The sequence below is a fragment of the Micromonospora radicis genome (genome assembly GCF_003583405.1).
Lineage (GTDB): Bacteria > Actinomycetota > Actinomycetes > Mycobacteriales > Micromonosporaceae > Micromonospora > Micromonospora radicis.
Genome location: NZ_QXEC01000003.1, coordinates 1 through 21304, shown reverse-complemented (window position 1 = coordinate 21304; position 21304 = coordinate 1). Strand labels below are relative to the sequence as shown.

Below are 21304 nucleotides of genomic sequence, written 5' to 3'. Positions count from 1 at the left end.
ACGAGGAGAACAAAAATCGTGAGTACGAGCGCGGAATCCATCAAGACACCCACGTACGGCAACTGGCGACGTCCCCGTAAGGCCGGACTGGGCTCGTTGGGCCTGGTCGGCACCATCGGCCTGTTCGGCGGGCTCGTGCTGGTCCTGATCTCCTCGATGGTCTCGTTGAACGCGGCCCTGGTGATGGGACTTCCGTTCGTGCTGCTGCTGGGGCCGCTGGCGGTCCGCACCGCCGACGGCCGCAACGTCTACGACATGGCCGCCGTCCGGATCGGTTGGCTGCGCCGCAAGTCCAAGGGGCAGCACCTGTACGCCTCCGGGCCGCTGTCGACGCGCCCGGGTGGCCGGTTCCGGCCACCCGGCCTGCTCAGCCGGGTGACCATGTTGGAGGGGCGTGACCCGTACGACCGCCCGTTCGGCGTGCTCCACCACCGCAACCGCAACCAGTACACGATCGTGCTCAGCTGCGAGCCGGACGGCGGTTCGCTCGTGGATCCCGACCAGGTCGACACCTGGGTGGCGCTCTGGGGTGAGTGGCTGTCCCGGCTCGCGCACGAACCGGGCCTGCGGGGCGCCTCCGTGGTCATCGAGACCGCACCGGACCCGGGCACTCGACTCGCCACCGAGGTACTGCACCGCATCCGGCCGGACGCTCCGCCGGCCGCGCGGGCCGTGATGGAGGAGGTGGTGCAGAGTTACCCGGACGCGTCGTCGGAGATGAACACGTTCCTCACCCTCACCTACTCGGCGCCCGGCGGCGCCCGGCGTGACCACGACACCATGCTCGCCGACCTGGCGCTGCGGCTACCGGGCGTGTTGGGTGGGCTGATCGCGGCCGGCGGCGGGTCGGCGGAGCCGCTGTCGGCCGAGCGGATCGCCGAGGTGGTCCGGGTAGCGTACGACCCGGCCGTCGCCGCCGAGGTGCTCGACGTACGCGCCCAGCACGGCGGCACCGGGCTGGAGTGGGCCGACGCCGGGCCGGCCGCCACCGTCGAGACCGTCACCCACTACCAGCACGACTCCGGGGTCTCCCGAAGCTGGCTGCTGACCCTGGCACCGCGTGGCACGGTGCGCTCCGGCGTGCTGCGCAGCCTGCTCGACCCGGCGATGGGCATCCGTCGCAAGCGGGTGGCGCTGGTCTACCGACCGATCGACCCGGCGACCTCCGCGAAGATCGTCGAGTCGGACCGCCGGTCCGCGCAGTTCATGGCCAACTCGACCCGTGGCCTGGTCCGGGCCCGCGCGGCCTCCGAGATGGAGGCCGCCGAGCAGACCGCGGCGGAGGAGGCCTCCGGGGCGGGCCTGGTGGAGTTCTCGATGCTGGTGACGCTGACCGTCGACTCGGCCGCCGACGTGCGGGACGCCGACGTGACCATGCGCAACCTGCTCGGGGCCACCCGCATCGCGATGCGGCCGGCCGACCGGATGCAGGCCGCCGCGTTCTCCTGCGCCCTTCCCGTGGGCATCCTGCCCTGGGAGCAGACGATGGTGCCGCACGAACTGAAGGAGGCGCTGTGACGCCCACCCCCGACGGTGGTGCCCGGCTGCTCGACCTCGGCGCGGGCTGGCCGCGGCACGCCTCCGGACCGCGCACCGCGATGTCCGACCTGGTGGTCCCGCCGGCCGAGGAACAGGACCGGGAAATCGACGAGACCGGCAGGCAGACCGCACGTGCGCTGCGCCGCGAACGCAAGCGCCAGGCGCAGGAGGCGGCGGCCGAGCAGCGGTACCTGAAGCGACTCGCCCGAGCCAACGCGGACGACAACGTGCCGCACCGCGGCTCGTACGCCCTCGGTGGCGGCCGGGTGGCCGCGCTGGACCCGCCCACCATGTGGCGGGCGACCACCGTTCAGGCCTGCGGGCTCTGGCCCTTCGCCTCCGGCTCCGGCGCCCCGATGACCGGCATCCCGCTGGGCCAGCACATCCACACCGGGGCCACGGTCTGCGGTGACCCGCTCAACTGGTTCACCCGGGCCCGGTACATCTCCAACCCCTCGCTGTTCATGCTCGGGATGCCCGGCCTGGGCAAGTCGACACTGATCAACCGGATGCTGATCGGGCTGAGCGCCCAGGGCGTCGTACCGTTGGTGCTCGGTGACCTCAAGCCCGACTACGCCGACACGGTCCGCGCCCTCGGCGGGCAGGTCATCTCCATCGCCCGGGGCGTCGGCGGGCTGAACATCCTGGACCCGGGCGCCATGGGCGCCGCCGCGGTGAAGATCGGTGGCCAGGCGGGGCAGGCCCTGGACGCCGAGACCCACGGTCGGGTCCTCAACATGATGGCGGCGCTGCTCACCATCGTCCGGGGTGTGCCGATCAGCGACCACGAACAGTCGGTGCTCTCCGCCTGCCTGCGGCACCTGCGGGAACGTACCCCCGTGGGCCAGACGTTCCGGCTGCCGCAGCTGCTCAGCGTGCTGGCGGAGGGGCCGCCCCGGGTCCGGCAGGTCACCCTCGACCGGGGCCAGGAGGCCCGCTACCGCGACGCCGTCGATCCGCTGCACCGGTCGCTGCTCGGCATCCTCGACGGACCGCTGGGCGACACCTTCGCCTCGGACACGTCGACCCGGATCGACCCGGACGCCACCGCCGTCTGCATCGACATCTCCCGCATCGGCGAGGCCGACGGGCAGCTGACCGCCGCCGCGATGCTCGCCGCCTGGTCCGACGGGCTCGGTACGGTGGCCGCGTCGCACGCCCTGGCCGACGCGGGACTGGCGCCCCGCCGCTGGTTCTTCACCGTCCTCGACGAGCTGTGGCGCCCGTTGCGCGCCGCCTCCGGCATCGTCGACCGGATCGACGCGCTCACCCGGCTCAACCGATCCCTCGGCCTCGCCGACGCCAAGATCACGCACACCCTCAAGGACGCCGAGGCGCTCGGCAGCGAGGCCGACAAGGCGAAGGCCCGGGGCTTCGTCGAACGCGCCGGCATGGTGGCCTGCGCCGGACTGCCCCGGGCGGAGATGGAGGAACTGGGCCGGGTGGTGGGGCTGTCGAGACGGGAGATCGAGCTGGTCTCCTCCTGGTCCTCGCCGCCGGGCTGGGCGCAGGAGGGCGGGAACGAGGAGCCGCCCGGCCGGGGCCGCTTCCTGATCAAGGTCGGTGGTCGCCCCGGCATCCCGATCCGGGTCGCCATCACCGACACCGAACGGCACCTGCACGACACGAACACCCGCTGGATCGCCAACGGTGAGGCGGAACGGCTACTGGCCGAACGCGCCGCCGTGGTACGCGCCGTGACCGGCGGTGACCTGCCGGTGGCCGTCGCCCCCGGAGCAGGTCGGGACGACCTGCCGCACGACGAGCCGGGGAACCGATGAGCCGCCAGGGTGGGATCGGCTCGGAGTACCTGCCGTGGCTGATCCCCGGCTTCGCGTTGCTCAACGGCGTGATCTTCGTGCTGCTGTGGCTCGGCGGCACCTTCGCCGCCCTGATCAGCGGGTACGGCTGGCAGCCTCCGCCGTTCACTCTGGACGCCTACCTCGCCCTGGTCGGCGGCGGCGCCGGGAAGTTCTGGCCGGGGATGCCGTCGTACCTGGTCCACGGCGGGGCGATCGCGCTGGTCCTGCTCGGCGCGTCCCCGGTGGCCATGCTCGCCCGTGGGATCGTCCGCCGGCTCCGGGAACCACGCAGCCTGGCCCGTCCGGGCGAACTGAGCGCCATGTCGGGCAAGGGCATCGAGGCCCGCGCCCGCGACCTGCGGCCCGGCCTCAAGGACACCGTCAAACTGAGCCCCGACGACACCGGCAACCTGCTCGGCGACCTGGTCCCCGCCGGACCGGAACTGCGCTCCTCCTACGAGGACGTGGAACTCGACCTGATGGCACCGCGGGCCGGCAAGTCCACCGGCATCGCCATCCCGCGGGTGCTGCGGGCACCGGGGCCGGTCCTGCTGACCTCGAACAAGTCCGACGTGTTCACCGTCACCCGGCAGGAGCGTACGAAGGTCGGCCGGGTGTGGACCTTCGACCCGCAGGGCATCGCGTACACCGAGCGCGAGATGTGGTGGGACATGCTCAGTGGCTGCGACACGATCGAAGGCGCGCGGCGCCTCGCCGGCCACTTCGTCAGCTCCGTCAACGACGACTCGTCGAAGAAGGACTTCTGGATCGCCGCGGCCCAGAACACCCTCACCGCACTCTTCCTCGCCGCCTCCCGCAGCGGTTCCTCGGTGAACGAACTGCTGGGCTGGCTCGCCGACCCGGCCGACCGGACCCCGGTCGACCTGCTCCGCGACGTCGGCATGGCGGCCATGGCCGACCAGCTCCAGGGCACCGTACGCGGCGCCGTCGAGACCCGCGACGGCATCTACGAGACCGCCCGGCAGTGCGTCGCGTGCCTGCTCGACCCGGAGATCGTCGCCTGGGTAAGCCCCGACCCGTACTGTCCGCAGTTCATCCCGGACCAGCACGTCCTCGGCCGGGACACCCTCTACCTGCTCTCCAAGGACGGCGGCGGCTCGGCCGCCGGGGTGATCGCGGGCCTGGCCGACGCCATCATCCGCGCCGGCGTGGTCGCCGCCGAACGGATGGGCGGCCGGCTCGACCCGCCGATGACCGCCATCCTGGACGAGGCGGCGAACGTGTGCCGAATCTCCGACCTGCCCGACCTCTACAGCCACCTCGGCTCACGCGGGATCAGTGTGGTCACCCTGCTGCAGAGCTACCGGCAGGGCGTACGGGTCTGGGGCGAGGCGGGGATGGACGCGCTGTGGAGCGCCGCCACCATCAAACTGCTCGGTGCCGGGCTCGACGACGCCGACTTCGTCGACAAGGTGGCCAAACTCGTCGGCCAGCACGACGTACGCACCTCCAGCTACTCCCGGTCCAAGGACGGCTCGTCCCGATCCGTGTCGTACCGGCAGGAGCAGGTGCTGCCGGCGGACAAGATCCGCGCCCTGCCCAAGGGCACCGCCCTGTTGCTGGCCACCGGGATCCGGCCCGCGCTGATCCGGCTGCGGCCCTGGTACAAGGAGCCGAACGCCGCGTCGATCGCCGCGGCGGCCAAGGCCGAGGTGCAGGCCATCACCGACCGCGCGGCGGCGAGCTGGAGCCGCCGCGAGTCCCGTCGGGTCGGCTGACCGCCATGGTGGTGGGTAAGGCCCGGGCGGCACAGCAGGCCGGAACGTCGATCTTCAAACCCGACGCGACCCAGATCCTCTGGCTGATCGTCTCGATCGTCGGGACGTTCCCGCTGGTGGTCCTCGCGCTGCTGGCGCTGATCATCCTGCTGGTCATCTTCGCCATGGCCGGCGGGTCGCAGATGGCCTCGAACTCGTCCGAGCCGGACGACGCCGGTGGCCAGACCCACGCGACCGCCCTGATCGAGTTGTCCGGCGGTGACGGCCGAGGCGAGTTCGACCCGACGAACGTGCCGGACCAGGATCTGGTCGCGCCGATCAAGGCCGCCGCCAAGAAGTGCAAGCTGCTGACGCCGGTGATCCTCGCGGCACAGATCGACTACGCGTCCGAGTGGGACGCCGAGAAGAAGGGGCCGCAGGGCCGAAAGGGACTGTCGCAGCTGACGGACGAGGTGTTCGACGAGTTCGGCGAGGACGACGACGACAGCGGCGAGGCCGACGTACTCGACGCCGAGGACTCGATCCACGCCCACGCCCGGTACTTCTGCCACCTGGCCGACAAGACCGGGCAGCTGTGGACTGACAAGAAGGTGGTCGGTGACCACCTCAGCCTGACCCTGATGGCCTGGGAGATCGGACTGGAGACGGTCGAGGCCCAGGGCGGCATGCCCGTCCTCGCCCTGGGTACCTATCCCTTCCAGGTTCGGGGACTCTTTCCGAAGTACACCGGTGAGGACGAGGAGTCGGAGTCCGACGAGGACGCCGGCTCGGACTCCGACGACTCGGAGCCGGAGCCCGACGACACCGCCACCGCGCTTCCCGCCCGGGACCGCTCGGACGACGCGGGCGGCGGCGACGCGTCGTCGTTGCTCAGCGCGTCGGACTTCAGCGCGATGTTCCCCAACCGGAACTCCTTCTACAGCTACTCCGGACTCACCGACGCGATGGCGAAGTTCCCCGCCTTCGCCGGCACCGGCGACGAGCGGACCCGCAAGCGTGAGTTGGCCGCCTTCCTGGCCAACATCGACCACGAGTCCGGCGGCCTGGTGCACGTCGAGGAGATCAACCAGGCGGCGTGGGGCGACTACTGCGACACCGGCCAGCCGTACGGGTGCCCCGCCGGGCAGCGCGCCTACCACGGGCGCGGCCCGATCCAGCTCAGCTGGAACACCAACTACAAGGCCGCCGGCGACGCGCTCGGTCTGGACCTGCTCAACAATCCGGACCTGGTGAAGGAGGACGCCTCGGTGGCCTGGCAGACCGCGCTGTGGTTCTGGATGACCCAGTCCGGCGCCGGCACCATGACCGCGCACTCCGCGATCACCGGGGGCGGCGGGTTCGGCGAGACCATCCGCACCATCAACGGCGCCCTGGAGTGCGGAGGCCGGAACACCGCCCAGGTGCAGGCCCGGGTTGACGCGTACGAACGGTTCGCCGCCACCCTCGGTGTCGACCCCGGCGACGAGGGCACCCTCAGGTGCTAGGACGAGATGGAGCCCGGTAATGACCCAGATGATCCAGCACGGCGACCCGGCCCTGGAACAGCCGATGGTGCAGCCGGAGTCGGAGCCGGACGACGATGCCGGCCCCTTCTTCATCCTCTACCTCGAAGGACCGGAGTACGTCGAGGAACTCCGCCGACTATCCTTCTGGGTCGAGGGACTCCTGCTCCCGGTGTACGGCGGTGAGGTCAGCTCCTCGTCGCCCTGGTGCCCGCGCTGGCGGGAACACCCCGAGGCGATCGCCTACCTGCACGGGCTCTGGCTCGCCTGGCAGGAACGCACCGGCGCCGATGCGCAGGCGTCGGACCCGGCACACTGGCACCAGAACTACCTCTGGCCGACCATGGACATGCTGCGTAGCCCGAACGGCCCGTTCGCCGGCTGCAAGCCCGGCCTGCACCGGCCGAAGGAACGACCTACTGTCGAGCAGGACAGCTTCCTGGCTGGGTGACCGAACGCGCGCGAGCCGATCCGCGGTCAGCCGTGAACACGCCGCCGGTCGGCTGCGTAGTTGGTGGCATGACGAGTGGAGATCGAGACCGGGCCGATCGGGCACACCCGACCGTGGCCGGTTCCGGCGGGCGGGCCGAGCAAGCTCCACAGTCGACGCCGGCAACGTCCCCCGGATGGCTCGCCGACACCGGCCGGTTCCGCCGGATCGGCTCCGCCCTGAACTGGGTGGGGGAGCGGGTGGTCGTCGTCGGCACCGACCCCACCGGTACCGTCGCCGCGCTGGCCGCCGACCTGCCGACCGAACCGGACGTCGTCACGGTCATCGGCCCACTGCACACCGTCGACGACCGGTCGGTGGTCGAGACGGTGCTGCCGATCGCGGTACCGCCCGGCACCCGGGCGCGGCTCGTGATGCCCGGCGCCGGCGCCGGCGCGGCCCAGGCCGGTCGACTCGCGCGCGAGCTGAGCGCCGTCATCGAGGCCCCCCGTACGCAGGTGCTGCTGCTGCCCGGCGGTTCGGTGTTCGCCGTGGACGGCTGGCTGCGGCACAGTCCGGACGGTACGGCCACGCCGGTCGGAAGCCGCAGCCCAGAGCCCCGCTGGGCACCGGACGCCGACCGGTTCTGTGCGTCCGTCGGCGCGGACCTGACCGTGCTGCCCATCCCGGCGGGGCTGTGGCTGGTGCGGCACATCGGCGAGCCGCCCACGCCGGACCTGGACGATCTCGTCTACGGCGTACCCGCCGACCCCGACCGGCCGCTGCTCGTCCTCGGCCGACCCGACCAGCCGGAGCCGACCGAGGCGGAACTCGACACGCTGCTGCGCCTGCTACCGCCCGGGCTGCGCCGGCACCTGGTTCTCGCCCCGTACGGTTCGGCCACCGCGACCGCCGCCGTCGCGGCGCGGTTGGCCCGCACCGACACCCGTACCGTCACGGTCCGCACCGGACTGCCGGTGCTGGCGTCCGACGACCGGCCGAGCAGCCTGGCGGTCGACGAGCCGGGCACCGGCTGGGAGCCGCTCGCCACGGCCCTCGGCCATGCGCCCGACGGCGTGGTCCGGCCCACCGGACCGGTGCGGGGGCTCGACGGCTACCCGGCTCTGGACGACCACCTGTTCCGGTTGAACGAGCAGTGGGTCGCCGAGGTGACCCAGTCCGGCCTCTGGGTACGCCCGGTGGGGCAGGAGAGCGGTGCGCGGCTGGTCCGGGCGCATCCGTGGGACTTCGGCACCGTCCGGATCTACGTCGGCATCCCCGGCAAGCCGCCCACCACACAGGTGCTGCCGCTGCTCGGTGCCCTGCTGGCCCGGCTGCCCGCGTCGACCCGCGGTCGGGTGCAGTTGGCACCCGCCCAGTTCGCCGACGCGGTCGAGGTCGACCCGGCCTCCGTCGCCGCCGCGGTGGCCGGAACCGGGCCGGCGGTCCGGCGGGCGCTGGTGCTACGCGAACCGGAGATCGACACCGTCGGGCCGAACCCGAACGAACCGGGTACGCCACCGGGGCCGACCGGCGAGCCGGAGCCGTCCACGCCCGGCCCGGCCGACCTGCGGAGGAGCCGGCTCGGCCGGGCCGAACGGCGGGCCGCCAAGACGCCACCCGCCGTGCCGGCTGTGCCTTCCGTGCCGGCTCTGCCCCCGGTGCCGGCTCTGCCTTCCGTGCCGGCTCTGCCCCCGGTGCCGGCCCTGCCCCCGGTGCCGGTGATGCCCGCCGCACCGGCCGCGCCGTCCACGCGGACCGTGCCGCCCGTTGTCGCCGGCTCGGCCGAGCTTCGAGCGGTGCCGATCTCGCCCGCGCCGTCCGCCCGGGCCGTGCCGCCCCGCTCGCCCGCCCAGACCGCGCCCGCCGCGTCGCCGTCGGCCGCGCCGTCCGTGCCATCCGCCCTCGCCGTGTCGTCGGCGCTGGGCGTCGACGGCGTTCCGGCGACCGGGCAGGTGGCATCGCCGGGTTCGCCGGGCAGCCCGGCGAACCCGGCGTCGAGGGCGCCGCGGGAGCGGCCCGGCACCGCCGCCTCGACACCGTCGGACGCACCCGAGGCGCCGACGTTCGTCGTCGGTCCGACGGGCGATGATGCGGCGCGACCGGCCGGGACCGGCGCACTGGAAGAGGTGACGGAGCTGCTGCCGCTCGGACGGCCCGCCGAGCGGTGGGCCCGGTCCCGTCGACGGGCGGTTCCCGCGCTGGCCGCCATCGCCGCGCTGGCGGTCGCGACGGCCACCGGATACGCGTTGAACCCCAGCGCGGCCCGGTCGAACGCCCAGCAGCCGGGCACCGACATCGTCCTGCCGTCCGTGCCCCCGTCGGCACAGTCCTCGTCACCCACCGCCCCAGAGCAGGACCAGGACGAGGATCCCGCCGGTCCGGGCAGCGCGACTCCGCCGTCCGCCACGCCGCCCACCGTCGCTCCGCCCGCCACCGGTCCACCCGTCGCGGCGCCGGCCGGGGGTGCCGCGACCGGCGCCGTCACGCGAACCCCCGGACCGGCCACCAGCCGATCGGGAACCCCTCGACCGTCGGCGAGCACGGCAGCCCCCCGACCGTCGGCGAGTACGGCGACACCACGGCCCACGTCGTCGTCCGCCCCCGCTGGCCGGGTCAACAGCTCCGGCCGCAACCTGGCGCTCACCGGCACCGCCACCGCTTCCAGTGTGGAAGCCGTGGACCGGCTGGGCGCGCACCGTGCCATCGACGGTGACGCGGAGACCCGGTGGGCGAGCGCCTTCGCGCCCGACCCACAGTGGCTGGCCGTGGATCTCGGGGAGCTCTGGCAGGTGAGCCAGGTCAGGCTGCGGTGGGAGCGGGCGTACGCGACGGCGTACCGGATCGAGGTGTCCACCGACGGGCGGACCTGGCGCACCGTCCACCGGACCAGCAGCGGTGTCGGCGGCACCACCGACCTGTCGTTCACCCGTACGCCGGCCCGGCACGTACGGATGGTCGCCACCGGTCGTGACATGCCCGGATACGGGTACTCGATCTACGAGTTCGAGGTGCGCTGAGCCGACCCGCCGGAGCCGGTCCCGGGATTCCGGCCGCGGTCGGCCCGGGACCGCTGGGCCGTCCTGGGCCCTTCGCCTCAGGCGTACCGACCCCGCCACTGGCTAGCGTCGCACTCGCCGGATGGATCATCGGGGCGAGGAGACGACAACTGTGGACATCGACGTGTGCCCGACCCGGCCGGTCGACACCGACACCGACACCGACGATGCGGTTATCCGGATGCGGGCCATCTTCGCCGCGAACTCCCAGCCGCTGTACCACTTCCTGCTCCGGCTGACCCGGGGGCAGCGCGAACTCGCCGAGGACCTGCTCCAGGAGACGATGCTGCGGGCCTGGCGCCGGTTGGGGGAGTTGCCGGTGGAGGCGGACACCGTCCGCCGGTGGCTGTTCATCGTGGCCCGACACCTGACCATCGACGCGGCCCGGGCCCGGGCCGCCCGGCCCACCGAGATCTACGGGGTGGACGTGGCCTGGATGCCGTCCCCGGACGACGCGTTCGAGGAGATCGTGGACCGGTACGCCCTGAGCGACGCGCTCTGCCGGCTCACTCCCGAGCACCGCGCCGTGCTGGTCGAGCTGTACTACGGCGGCGCCTCGGTCGCCGAGGCGGCCACCCGGATCGGCATTCCGGAGGGGACCGTGCGGTCCCGGTCGTTCTACGCCCTGCGGGCCGCCCGGGGGTTCCTCGACAACGTCGACGACCTGGGCGTCATGACCCCTGGTAGGCCGGGCCCGGCTGGCCGGTGCGTCTCGTCCGGGCCCGCAGCTCGAAACTAGCGGCCGCCACCGCCACCGGTGACAGCCAGCCCAGCCCGGCGGCGACCGCGCGCACGGCACGGTGCAGGTCGGCGCCCTCGATTTGGCCGTACACCAGGCAGCCGCGCACCGGTGCCCGCAGCAGCGCGGTGATCGCCCGCCGTTCGGTCGCTCGGGTCAGTGCCAGCACCCCGGCGTGTTGGGCCAGGGCGCGGACCAACCCGCCCTCCGGCGTACCGAGTTGGTCGTCCAGCAGGACCACGGCGGGACGTAGCCGGTGGGTCAGGGCCACCGCCTCGTCGCCGTCACCGGCGATCGCCACGACCCGGATCCGGTCGTCGGCGTCGAGCGCGGCGCGTAGGGCCGCCCGCTCGATGGGGCACGGATGCGCGATCAACGCGGTGACCAGGGCGGTCCCGCCGTCGGCCGGTACACCGGTGTGGGTTCTCGGCTGTCCGCTGGCGTCGCTGATGGCTACCCCCATCCGGGCGGTGTGGCGGGTGGAACAACCCGTCGCCACTACAACGACCGCACGGGGTGTGGCGTTCAGCCGCGTTCACCCCCGGATGGGAAACCTCAGCCGGGCTCCGGCTGACCCGTCCACCGGACCACCGCCTCGGTGCGGTTTCGGGCCTGGAGTTTGGTGAAGATGTTCGCCAGGTGGTTCTTGACCGTCTTCTCGGTCAACAGCAGCCGGCGGGCGATGGCCGCGTTCGAATGCCCGGCACACAACAACGCCATCACCTCCTGCTCGCGTCGGGTCAGGCCGAACCCTTCGCGCGTCGCGCGGGCGGACTCGGCCCGGTGTGCGTCCTCCTGCTCGCGGCTGGCCTGCTCACGCAGCACGGCGATGGTGACCGACGCGCTGCGCGGGGACAGCCAACCCTGCCCGGCGGCCACGGCCCGCACCGCGCGCAGCAGTTCCGTCGGATCGAACTCGCCGTGGACCAGGTAGCCCCGGGCCCCGCCGAGCAGCATCCCGGCGATCAGCTCGTCGGCGTCGTCGCTGGTCAGGACGAGCACCCGCGAGGACTCCGCGAGTTTGCTCACCACGCTGAGTCCGTCGGCGATCGGCATCCGGTGGTCCAGCAGGATCACGTCCGGCCGCAGCCGCTGGGCGGTGGCCACGGCGGTACGTCCGTCGGGCGCCTCGCCGACCACGGTCACGTCCTCGGCGCCGGCGAGGAAGCCGCGCAGGGCCATCCGGACGATCGGGTTGTCGTCGACGATCAGGACCTCGATCACGCCGTCACCCGCCGGAGGCCGAGTGGACGGGGGCAGCCGAGAGCGGTACCCGGGCGGTGACCGTGGTGCCCGAGCCCGGACGCGCGTCGAGCCACAGCGTGCCGCCGACGGCCTGGGCGCGTTCGGTCATCCCGATGATGCCGAAGCTGCCCGCGCTGGACAGCGCCGTCAGCTCACCGGGAAGGGTGAAGCCGGCACCGTCGTCCTGGATGGTCAGCACCGCGTGTCCCTCCTGTTCGTGCAGACCGACCCGGACCAGGGTCGCGTCCGTGTGTCGGACCACGTTCTCCAGCGCCTCGTCGACGATCCGGGCCAGTTCGTAACGGACGGCCGGGGCCGGTTCGACGGCGGTGACGTCCAGTCGTACCGGCACCCCGTTCTGCGTCGACCAGTTCCGGCACACCTGCCGCAGGTAGTCGGGGAAGGGTCGGTCCAGGGCGTCGCGGCGCAGCCCGGAGAGGAGGTCGCGGGCCTCCCGGATGGCGGTGTCGGCACCGGCGGAGACGGTGCTGGCCAACTCCTCGGCGAGGTGGGGATGGCGGCGCAGCATGGCGGGCAGCGCGACGGCGGCGAACGACACCCCGCGCAGCGTCTTGGCGACCGAGTCGTGCAGCTCGCGGGCCAACCGGGCCCGTTCGGAGGCCGCGGCGGAGTGGTGCGCGCCGGCCACTGCGGCGACCGTGGCGTCGAGGTAACGGGCCAGGGCGGCGGTCACCACGGCGGCACCGTACCCGCAGACGATGTTGATCATCGGGAAGGCGAGTACGAACGGGGCGGCGACGGACTCCGCCGTACCGTCGGTACGCAGCAGTCGGGTCGCCACGGCCAGCCCGAGCCCGGCGTCGACGATCCACAGTGGCAGCGCGCGGGTGCCCAGCAGAGCGCCGGTGAGCGCGGCGAAACCGGCGGCGTAGCAGAAGAACGCCACCCCGCCCGCGCTGAGCACCAGTACGCCGACCATGATGGCGGCGTCCACGGCCAGGAAACCCAGCCGCCACCGGATCACGGCCGGCCAGCGGCTCAGCACGGTGACCTGCATCGCGGTGAGGACGGCGATGGTGACCAGGGTGCCGACCGCGCGCCAGGTGTCGTCGACGAGTTGGATGCCGACGCCGACGGCGGCCACCGTGAGGGCCAACCTGCCGAGCAGCAGGGCTCGGCAGAGGGCGACGTAGGCGACGAAGCGGTTCATCCGGCTGCGGTCAGCTGATGGTGAGCTTGTCGATGTCCGGGCTGGGTCCGGTGTCGTTGAAGAAGGTGAAGCTGACCCGCCCGGCGGGGACGGTGGCGGTGTACCGGAGGGTGCGGGGGATGTTCCAGTCGGTCCCGGTCACGATGTGGCTGGTCGGCGCCGCGCCGTTGATGGAGATCTTCAGCTCGCGGTCGCCGTTGACGGTGTAGTCGACGGTCACGGTGCGCCGGCCGGCGGTGGGGTTGTCGAGGTACGCGGTGAGTGTGCCGAGGTATCGCACCCGGGCGCCTCCGTCGCAGGCGGCGCAGGCCGTCATCCGGGCCCCGTCGCCGAGCAGGTTGTCGGGGTCCTCGGCCTGCACGGTGATCGGAGGTGGTGCGGCCGGTGTCGCGGAGCGGCTGGTGCCGGCCGGTGCGGGCGCGGTCGTCGTCGGCGGTGTGTCCGGTGCGGTGGTGCTGGTCGGCGGTTGCGGGTCCGGGGTCGCCATCGTCGGGGTGTACGACGGGCGTGCGGGCGGGGTGACGGTGGCGGCCGGCGTGTCGTCGGGCGTGGCCGCGGCCGGCTCCGGCGCACCGCTGGGCGGGGCGGGGGCGTCGACGGTCTCCGAAGCGCCGGACGGCGGGGTCTCGTCGGTGGCCAGCAGTGGTGGGATCGCGATCGCGGCCAGGGCGATCGCACCGGTCAGCGTGCCGATGCCGACCCATTGCCGGGTGCGGGTCGAGCGGTCCGGCTTCGGCGGGGTGCTGCCGAGGATGCGTGGAATCGGATCGGCGTCCGCGGACCCTGTTTCGTTGGGCACCGTTCGATTCCCCCACGGAATTGAGCCATGAACCCTGAGCGTGACGGGCCCACCGTACACACGCGTATCCGTACAGACAACGCTGGCCGATCTGATCCGGGACGGATCCGGCGGGCGTACACCCGCCCGATTGTCGGTGAACCCGTCGTCGTCGCCCGGGGGGTTGACGCGTCGCTGCCGGCCTCGGCGGAGAAAGGACCTGGATGCGGCCCAGGTACGGGGCGTCGTGGTGGCCGGTTGCCGTGCCCGGGTGCGGGCACCGTGCGGTGCGAAGCGGGCACCGCATCCGGCGTCGGCGGTGCCGGGGGCAGGAATGAGCTCGGTCACCTTCCGCGTCGGTGCCGCGTCGCGGGGTGATCCGCCGGTCTGGACCGGTTCCGACGCCCAGTGATCAGGGACACGCGACCAAGTTCGTCTGCTGAGCGTTAATCGGGCGGCATTGCGTCAGTGCCGCAGGCTAGTCTGCGCTTCGGGTTCGTCCCCGCAGGTCACGCCCGCCTTCGCAGGCCGGTGCCGCGATCACCGCCCAACTGGGCACAGTCATTCAGGAGACCTCGTGACACAGCAATCTGTCGCGGCGCCACAGCCTGTTCCGACCTCGGACAAGCTCGACGCCGCGGTTCTCAAGGTGGCCGGCGTCGTCGTGCTCGGCGCGATCATGTCGATCCTCGACGTCACGGTCGTCAGCGTGGCGCTGCCGACGTTCCAGAACGAGTTCGACGCCTCGTACGCGCGCGTCGCGTGGACGATGACCGGCTACACCCTCGCCCTGGCGACGGTCATCCCGCTGGCCGGCTGGGCGGCCGACCGGTTCGGCACCAAACGGCTCTACATGGTCGCGCTGGCCCTGTTCACGATCGGCTCCGGGCTCTGTGCGACCGCCGACACCATCGGCCAGTTGATCACCTACCGGGTGCTGCAGGGACTCGGCGGCGGCATGCTCATGCCGCTCGGCATGACGATCATGACCCGGGCCGCCGGGCCGCACCGGATCGGCCGGCTGATGGCCGTGCTCGGCATCCCGATGCTGCTCGGGCCGATCGGTGGCCCGATCCTCGGCGGCTGGCTGATCGACGTCGCCAGCTGGCACTGGATCTTCCTGATCAACCTGCCGATCGGCCTGGTCGCCCTCGCCTACGCGCAGTTGGCGCTGCCGAAGGACAACCCGGAGCCGTCGGAGTCGTTCGACTTCCTCGGCATGCTGATGCTCTCGCCGGGTCTGGCGCTGTTCCTCTACGGCGTCTCGTCGCTGCCCGAGGTCGGCACCTTCGCCGACGCCGGGGTGTGGGCACCGATGCTGGTCGGCGCGGCGCTGGTGGTGGCGTTCGTCGTCTACTCCTTCAAGCCCCGGCACCCGCTGCTGGACCTGCGGCTGTTCCGGAACCGCCGGCTGACCGTCGCGGCGGTGACGATGTTCGTCTTCATCATCGCCTTCATGGGCGCCGGCCTGCTGTTCCCCAGCTACTTCCTGCAGGTGCGGGGCGAGTCGACGCTGGCCGCCGGCCTGCTGATCGCGCCGCAGGGCATCGGCGCGATGCTGACCATGCCGATCGCCGGCATGCTGGCCGACAAGGTGCCGGTCGGCCGGACCGTGCCGTTCGCGCTGCTGTTGATCATCGCCGGGTTCGCCACCTTCACCCAGGTCGACGCGAACACCCCGTACCTTGTGTTGTGCGGCGCGCTGTTCGTGATGGGTCTGGGGATGGGCGGCACCATGATGCCGATCATGACTTCGGCGCTGCGTACGCTGACCGGCCACGAGGTGGCGCGTGGCTCCACCCTGGTGAACATCCTCCAGCAGATCGGCGGCTCGGTCGGCGCCGCGGTGATGTCGGTGATGCTCACCAGCGAGTTGAACTCCTCGTCGCCGATCCCCGGCGTGACCGATCCGAACGGCAATCCGATCAGCGAGGCGGGGCTGGCCATCGCGGTGCAGCAGCGGCCGGAGCTGGCCCAGCAGTTCCCGGTCGAGCCGTCGCTCATCGAGCGTGGGCTCGACTTCGCCGCCAACGCGTTCGCCCAGACCTTCTGGGTGGCGTTCGGGCTGGTGCTGCTGACGCTCATCCCGGCCGCGTTCCTGCCCCGCCGCCGGGAACGCTCGCACCTGCTGGACGACCAGCCGGGCGAACAACCGAAGGCGCCGGTCGTCATCCACTGAGATCGCGTCCGACGGGGCCACCGGAGCACTCCGGTGGCCCCGTCGCCGTATCCGCGGTCCGGGCCGAAGCTCAAGATTCGCTCAACGGTCCGGTCGGGACCGATCGACTTCGACCGGTGCCGATAGCTTCTCCCCATACATGCCACAAGCAGAAGGAGGGAAGAATGCGGCGCACCCGACAACGCATCGCTCTTCTCGTACTGCCCGTCCTGGTGGGAAGCGTCCTGCTGGCGACCGCGCCCGCCGGGGCGGAGCCCGCCGGGTCGAGCGCCGAAGCCGTCCGGTCACACCTGGAGAACCCGGACCAGGTGAGTCTGGTCCGGATCCACCTGAGCGGCGCCGACCTGCTGGACCGGGTCGTGGCCGCCGGATTCGACCTCGAACACGGCCTCAAGCGGGTGCCGACCGGCATCGAGGGCGAGGCCGTGGTCACCGCCGAGCAGCGCGCGGAACTAGCGGCGATGGGTGTGGAGATCCTCGCCGACCACGAGAGCTTCACCTGGAGCGACGAGGCCGACGGCGGCCTGCAGTCGGTCGGCGCCGCGGCCGCCCGGGCCGCCCAGACGTTCAGCCACGAGGCGACGGTACGGGTCGCCCGGGCCGACTGGTTCACCACCAAGGGCCAGGGCTTCCTCTACGTCGAGGCGCGCACCACCCAGGGCCAGCAGACCAGCCCGGTGGTCACCATGCAGTTGGAGAACGACTCTGGACCGGGCAGCGACTTCGCCTTCGCCCGGACGATGAGCCGGTTCGTCGACTCCGGCCAGTACATGTTCCACCGGAACCTGTTCAAGCTCGACACCCGTCCGAGCCAGATCCGGGTCACCAGTTCCACCGGCGGCGTGGCCACCGGCCACGTCTCCAACTGGCTGGAGGACGGTGTCCCGCCGCTGACCGCGAACCCGGGCTACAAGTCGGACTTCGTCGACGGCTACCAGCACCCGCAGCAGCTCCACGACCGGATCGAGGAGATCGCCCGCGAGTACCCGAAGATCGCCGAGATCGTCTACCTGCCGTACCAGACCAACGGGTACCAGCGGAAGGCGCAGGCGACGATCGGCGGTACCGGTCAGGCCGCCGTGGTGGTCAGCTCCGCGGCCTGGGGCCACGAGGGCGGCAACGAGATCACCGTCGAGTTCGTCGACCGGCCCGGCGCCGACCTGCCGCTGGCGGTCGAGGTCGACGGCAAGGCGGTGCGGGTCCTGCTCGCCAAGAACGCCGCCGGGGGGCTGGCGAGCACCGCGGCGCAGGTCGCCCAGACGCTCAAGACGCAGTCCGGCGGGCTGATCGACCGGGCGCACCCGTACCGCACCAACGCCGGTACCGGCATCGTGCAGCCCTCCGCGCCGGTGGCGCTGACCGACTTCCTGGACCAGAAGCGCGCCGGTGCCCCCGACGGTGAGGTGCCGCGTGGCCCGAACACCATTCGCGCCCTGCGGATCGGCAAGCACCGCGACGGCCGCAACCCGGGCGTGCTGATCCAGGCCCAGGACCACGCCCGCGAGTGGGTGCCGGCGACGACCACGCTGGAGACCGCCGAACGTCTGGTGCACAACTACCAGACCGACCGGGAGACCAAGAAGATCGTCGACAACACCGACATCTTCCTCATCCCGACCAACAACCCGGACGGGGCGAACTACAGCTTCTACAACAACGCCTCGCAGCGGCGCAACCTGACCAACCACTGCCCGGACGACAACGCCGACCCGGCCCGACGCAACTCCTGGGGCGTCGACCTGAACCGCAACTACCGGGTGGGCTCGGCCCAGGACGGCTACGCGGGCGGCTCGTTCAGCTGCGTCAGCGACACCTATCAGGGCCCGGAGAAGCTGTCGGAGCCGGAGGCGAAGAACATCGTCTGGCTCGCCGAGACCTACTCGAACATCAAGTTCTTCATGTCGGTGCACTCGAACGGCGGTCAGCTGTTCTGGCAGCCGGGTGCCTACATCGCCAACGGCCGGGTCACCACGCCCCGCCCGCCGTTGCGCGACGAGCTGTTCTACTGGCAGTCGGCCTCCCGGATCCTGTCCCAGGTGAAGGCGCACCGGGAGACCGTCGTGACGCCGGAGAACGTCGGTGGCTCGTCCGACGTGCTCTACTCGTCGGCCGGCAACGTCCGGGAAGACCTGTACCACACGTACGGGATCTACGCGTTCGGCTGGGAGGTCGGCGGATCGGTCTACAACCCGGCCACCGGCAACTGGCAGGGCGGCTCGTTCCAGCCGCCGTGGGTCGGCAACCCGGAGCTGGTGAGCGGGCACGCCGAGACCATGGAGTACGCCAACGGGATCATGGAGATGTTCCGGATCGCCGCGGAGTGGGGCAAGGACCACAAGAAGCCCACCTCCAAGCTGGTGCCGGGCGGTGGAACCTACTCCGGTCCGGTCGACGTACGGTTCGAGGCCGACGAGCCGGTGAGCATCTACTACACCACCGACGGCAGCCGGCCGACGCTGGACTCGCCGCGTTACAAGGCCACCGAGTTCCGTGAGCCGGGCGAGGTCTTCCACGTGACCGAGACGACGACGTTCCACTGGTTCTCGGTCGACACCGCGGGCAACATCGAGCAGAACTACGACCCGTCGAAGAGCGAGGCGCGCAACAACTTCCGTAAGGCGACAATCACGATCAGCAACTAGGTCGTGTCTCGAAGTCGGGTGCGGCGGGTCGGTGATCGATAGACAGCGTTGGATGATCGGCGCTGGCGCTGGCGTTGGCGCTGTGGCTGGCAGTCCGGGAGTGGGTTACCTCCAGAGCGCTGATTTCATGGTGAAATAAAAATTTCAGGGTGAAATCACGCCTACCCGCGGGTCTGCCTCCGGCCAGCCGAACTGCATCGTCGACCAGGCCGCCGCGGGCAGGCGTTGGTCGCATCGGGTCTGCGGGGTGCGGTGCGCCGTCGGTGCGGTTCTGCATACCGGCGGCGCGCCGTCGGTGCGGTTCTGCGTACCGGCGGCGCGCCGTCCGTCGGATGGTCGAAACTTCTCGTGGCCGAGTTGTCGAATCGGGCCGGCCCCGTTCGACGTGGTGGTGGAAGCACCCGATGTTGATGAAGGAGATCCACCGATGCGTTCGCTGATCGTCACCGAGTTCATGTCCCTCGACGGCGTCGTCGACTCCCCGGGGGGCGGCAGCCACCCGCACGCCGGCTGGACGTTCAAGGACGTGGAGATGGACGAGGCCGCGTACGAGATCAAGGGGCGGGAGCAGCAGGAAGCCGGGGCGCTGCTGATCGGCCGGGTCAGTTACGACGAGTTCGCGCCGGTCTGGCCGACGATGGCGGAGTTCGCCGAGTACAACGCGATGCCGAAGTACGTGGTATCCACCACGCTGACCGACCCGCAGTGGCACAACACCACCGTGCTGCGTTCGCTCGACGAGGTCGCCGAACTCAAGCGCGGCGAGGGTGGCCCGATCCTGGTGCACGGCAGCGCCACCCTCGCGCAGCGGCTCGCCGCCGCCGGTCTGGTCGACCGGTACCACCTGTTGATCTTCCCGCTCGTGTTGGGCGGTGGTCGGCGGCTGTTCGCCGCCGACGGCGCCGACAAGCAGAAGCTGGTGCTGGTCGAGCACGCCACCTACGGCAACGGGGTCCAGCTCGCGGTCTACGACGTCGCGCACTGAGTTCGGGCCGGGTGGGTCGTCCTGGCGGACGGTCCACCCGCGCCCATCTCAACGGCGGGAATCAGTCGCGCAGCCTCTGTCCGAGCACTCATATCGTTGGTACTGTCGCGCGATGTCCACGGATTTCGAAGCTGACGGGATTGATCGCTCACGTCTGCGCCGGCTGTTGGCGCGGGAGCGGGCCGCTTTCGTCGACCGCAACCCGCGCTCGGCCGCCGCGTACGCCGGCGCCGCCCACCTGTTCGGCAGGGTGCCGATGACCTGGATGAACAAGAACGCCGCGGGCTTCCCGGTGTACGTGGACCGGGCCCGCGGCGCCCGGCTCACCGACATCGACGGCAACGAGTATGTGGACTTCTGTCTCGGCGACACCGGGGCGATGGCGGGGCACTCTCCGGCGCCGGTGACCGCCGCGGTCACCCGGCGGCTGGCCGACCTCGGCGGCGCGACCACGATGCTGCCCACCGAGGAGGCGGCGCCGGTCGGCGCTGAACTGGCCCGCCGTTTCGGCCTGCCGGCCTGGAGTTTCACGCTCACCGCGACCGACGCCAACCGGTGGGCGATCCGGCTGCTGCGGGCGGTCACGGGCCGGCCCCGCATCCTGGTCAACAGCTACTGCTACCACGGCTCGGTGGACGAGTCGCTGATCGTGGTCGGCCCGGACGGACGCCCGCGCAGCCGTCCGGGCAACGTCGGCGCGCCCTGCGACGTGACCACCACCAGCCGGGTCGCCGAGTTCAACGATCTCGACGGCCTGGCCCGTGAACTGGCCCACGGCGATGTGGCCGCGGTGCTGATGGAGCCGGCGCTGACCAACATCGGCATCGTGCTACCCGAACCGGGCTACCTCGACGGGGTCCGCGCCCTCACCCGACAGCACGGCACGTACCTGATCAACGACGAGACGCACACCTTCTCCGCGGGGCCGGGCGGTGCCACCGCCGCGTGGGGCCTGACGCCGGACGTGGTCACCATCGGCAAGGCCATCGGGGGTGGCATCCCGGTCGGCGCGTACGGCCTCTGCGCCGAACTCGCCGCCGCGCTGAACGGCCGTGCCGACCTCGACCTGGTCGACATGGGTGGGGTGGGCGGCACGTTGGCCGGCAACCCGGTGTCGATCGCGGCGACCCGGGCCACCCTGCAGGAGGTGCTGACCGACGACGCGTTCGCCGGCATGATCGACGTGGCGACCGGGTTCGCCGACGGCATCGGCGCGATCATCGATCGGTACGGGCTGCCCTGGTCGGTGAGCCAGTTGGGCGCGCGGGTGGAGTACCGGTTCGCCGCCCCGGCTCCCCGTACCGGCACCGAGTCGGCCGCCCGCGCCGACGCCGTGCTGGAGGACTACCTGCACGTCTACCTCGCCAACCGGGGCATCCTGATGACTCCGTTCCACAACATGGCGTTGATGTGCCCGCAGACCACCGGCGAGGACGTCGCCCGGCACCATGAGGTCTTCGCCGACGCGCTGGGTGAACTGGTGGACTGACCTAA

At 71.7% G+C, this 21304-nt stretch carries 15 protein-coding genes; 11 read left to right on the top strand and 4 right to left on the bottom strand.

From position 1 onward, the window contains the following. The first annotated feature begins 18 nt into the window (after nucleotides 1–18). The 7 genes from D2L64_RS04905 (at nucleotide 19) to D2L64_RS04875 (ending at nucleotide 10810) form a co-directional block, all read left to right on the top strand. Entirely contained in the window at nucleotides 19–1518 is a 1500-nt protein-coding gene (locus D2L64_RS04905; protein ID WP_119573497.1) for an SCO6880 family protein, read from the top strand. Then, nucleotides 1515–3320 (top strand): ATP/GTP-binding protein, encoded by a 1806-nt coding sequence (locus D2L64_RS04900; protein WP_233558770.1) that lies wholly within the window; start codon nucleotides 1515–1517, stop codon nucleotides 3318–3320. The genes D2L64_RS04905 and D2L64_RS04900 overlap by 4 nt, the downstream gene beginning before the upstream one ends. Further along, nucleotides 3317–5080 carry a type IV secretory system conjugative DNA transfer family protein gene (locus tag D2L64_RS04895; RefSeq protein ID WP_119573496.1) on the top strand — a complete coding sequence of 588 codons (1764 nt, stop codon included), beginning with the start codon at nucleotides 3317–3319 and terminating at the stop codon, nucleotides 5078–5080. Before D2L64_RS04900 ends, D2L64_RS04895 begins: the two co-directional genes overlap by 4 nt. A 5-nt stretch (nucleotides 5081–5085) precedes the next feature. Then, nucleotides 5086–6564, top strand: a complete 1479-nt coding sequence (locus D2L64_RS27495; protein ID WP_199714412.1) for a glycoside hydrolase family 19 protein — start codon at nucleotides 5086–5088, stop codon at nucleotides 6562–6564. Nucleotides 6565–6583: 19 nt separating this feature from the next. After that, the gene (locus tag D2L64_RS04885; protein ID WP_233558769.1) at nucleotides 6584–7033 is read left to right on the top strand and encodes a DUF4913 domain-containing protein; all 450 of its coding nucleotides are present in this window, start codon (nucleotides 6584–6586) and stop codon (nucleotides 7031–7033) included. A 68-nt stretch (nucleotides 7034–7101) separates the two neighbouring features. Next, the gene (locus D2L64_RS04880) at nucleotides 7102–10032 is read left to right on the top strand and encodes a galactose-binding domain-containing protein (RefSeq protein WP_147376179.1); all 2931 of its coding nucleotides are present in this window, start codon (nucleotides 7102–7104) and stop codon (nucleotides 10030–10032) included. A gap of 121 nt (nucleotides 10033–10153) precedes the next feature. After that, a complete protein-coding gene (locus tag D2L64_RS04875) occupies nucleotides 10154–10810 on the top strand; it encodes a sigma-70 family RNA polymerase sigma factor (protein WP_119573494.1) in 657 nt (218 codons plus the stop codon). Here D2L64_RS04875 and D2L64_RS04870 read toward each other — a convergent pair. From D2L64_RS04870 to D2L64_RS04855, 4 genes are all read right to left on the bottom strand, one after another. Then, nucleotides 10743–11273 (bottom strand): response regulator, encoded by a 531-nt coding sequence (locus D2L64_RS04870; protein WP_119573493.1) that lies wholly within the window; start codon nucleotides 11271–11273, stop codon nucleotides 10743–10745. The genes D2L64_RS04875 and D2L64_RS04870 overlap by 68 nt on opposite strands. A 92-nt stretch (nucleotides 11274–11365) precedes the next feature. Further along, complete coding sequence (locus D2L64_RS04865; protein ID WP_199714411.1) at nucleotides 11366–12034, bottom strand: response regulator; 669 nt, start codon at nucleotides 12032–12034, stop codon at nucleotides 11366–11368. A 4-nt stretch (nucleotides 12035–12038) separates the two neighbouring features. Next, nucleotides 12039–13226, bottom strand: coding sequence for a sensor histidine kinase (locus D2L64_RS04860; protein WP_119573492.1), 1188 nt, complete (start codon nucleotides 13224–13226; stop codon nucleotides 12039–12041). A gap of 10 nt (nucleotides 13227–13236) precedes the next feature. Then, nucleotides 13237–14025, bottom strand: a complete 789-nt coding sequence (locus tag D2L64_RS04855) for a carbohydrate-binding protein (RefSeq protein ID WP_119573491.1) — start codon at nucleotides 14023–14025, stop codon at nucleotides 13237–13239. A 556-nt stretch (nucleotides 14026–14581) separates the two neighbouring features. Here D2L64_RS04855 and D2L64_RS04850 point away from each other — a divergent pair. From D2L64_RS04850 to D2L64_RS04835, 4 genes are all read left to right on the top strand, one after another. Beyond that, nucleotides 14582–16183, top strand: a complete 1602-nt coding sequence (locus tag D2L64_RS04850) for a DHA2 family efflux MFS transporter permease subunit (RefSeq protein WP_119573490.1) — start codon at nucleotides 14582–14584, stop codon at nucleotides 16181–16183. Nucleotides 16184–16347: 164 nt separating this feature from the next. Continuing rightward, the gene (locus tag D2L64_RS04845; RefSeq protein WP_119573489.1) at nucleotides 16348–18825 is read left to right on the top strand and encodes a M14 family zinc carboxypeptidase; all 2478 of its coding nucleotides are present in this window, start codon (nucleotides 16348–16350) and stop codon (nucleotides 18823–18825) included. Between the two features lie 427 nt (nucleotides 18826–19252). After that, a complete protein-coding gene (locus D2L64_RS04840; RefSeq protein ID WP_119573488.1) occupies nucleotides 19253–19810 on the top strand; it encodes a dihydrofolate reductase family protein in 558 nt (185 codons plus the stop codon). Nucleotides 19811–19922: 112 nt separating this feature from the next. Beyond that, entirely contained in the window at nucleotides 19923–21299 is a 1377-nt protein-coding gene (locus D2L64_RS04835; RefSeq protein WP_119573487.1) for a transaminase, read from the top strand. Nucleotides 21300–21304 lie beyond the last annotated feature (5 nt).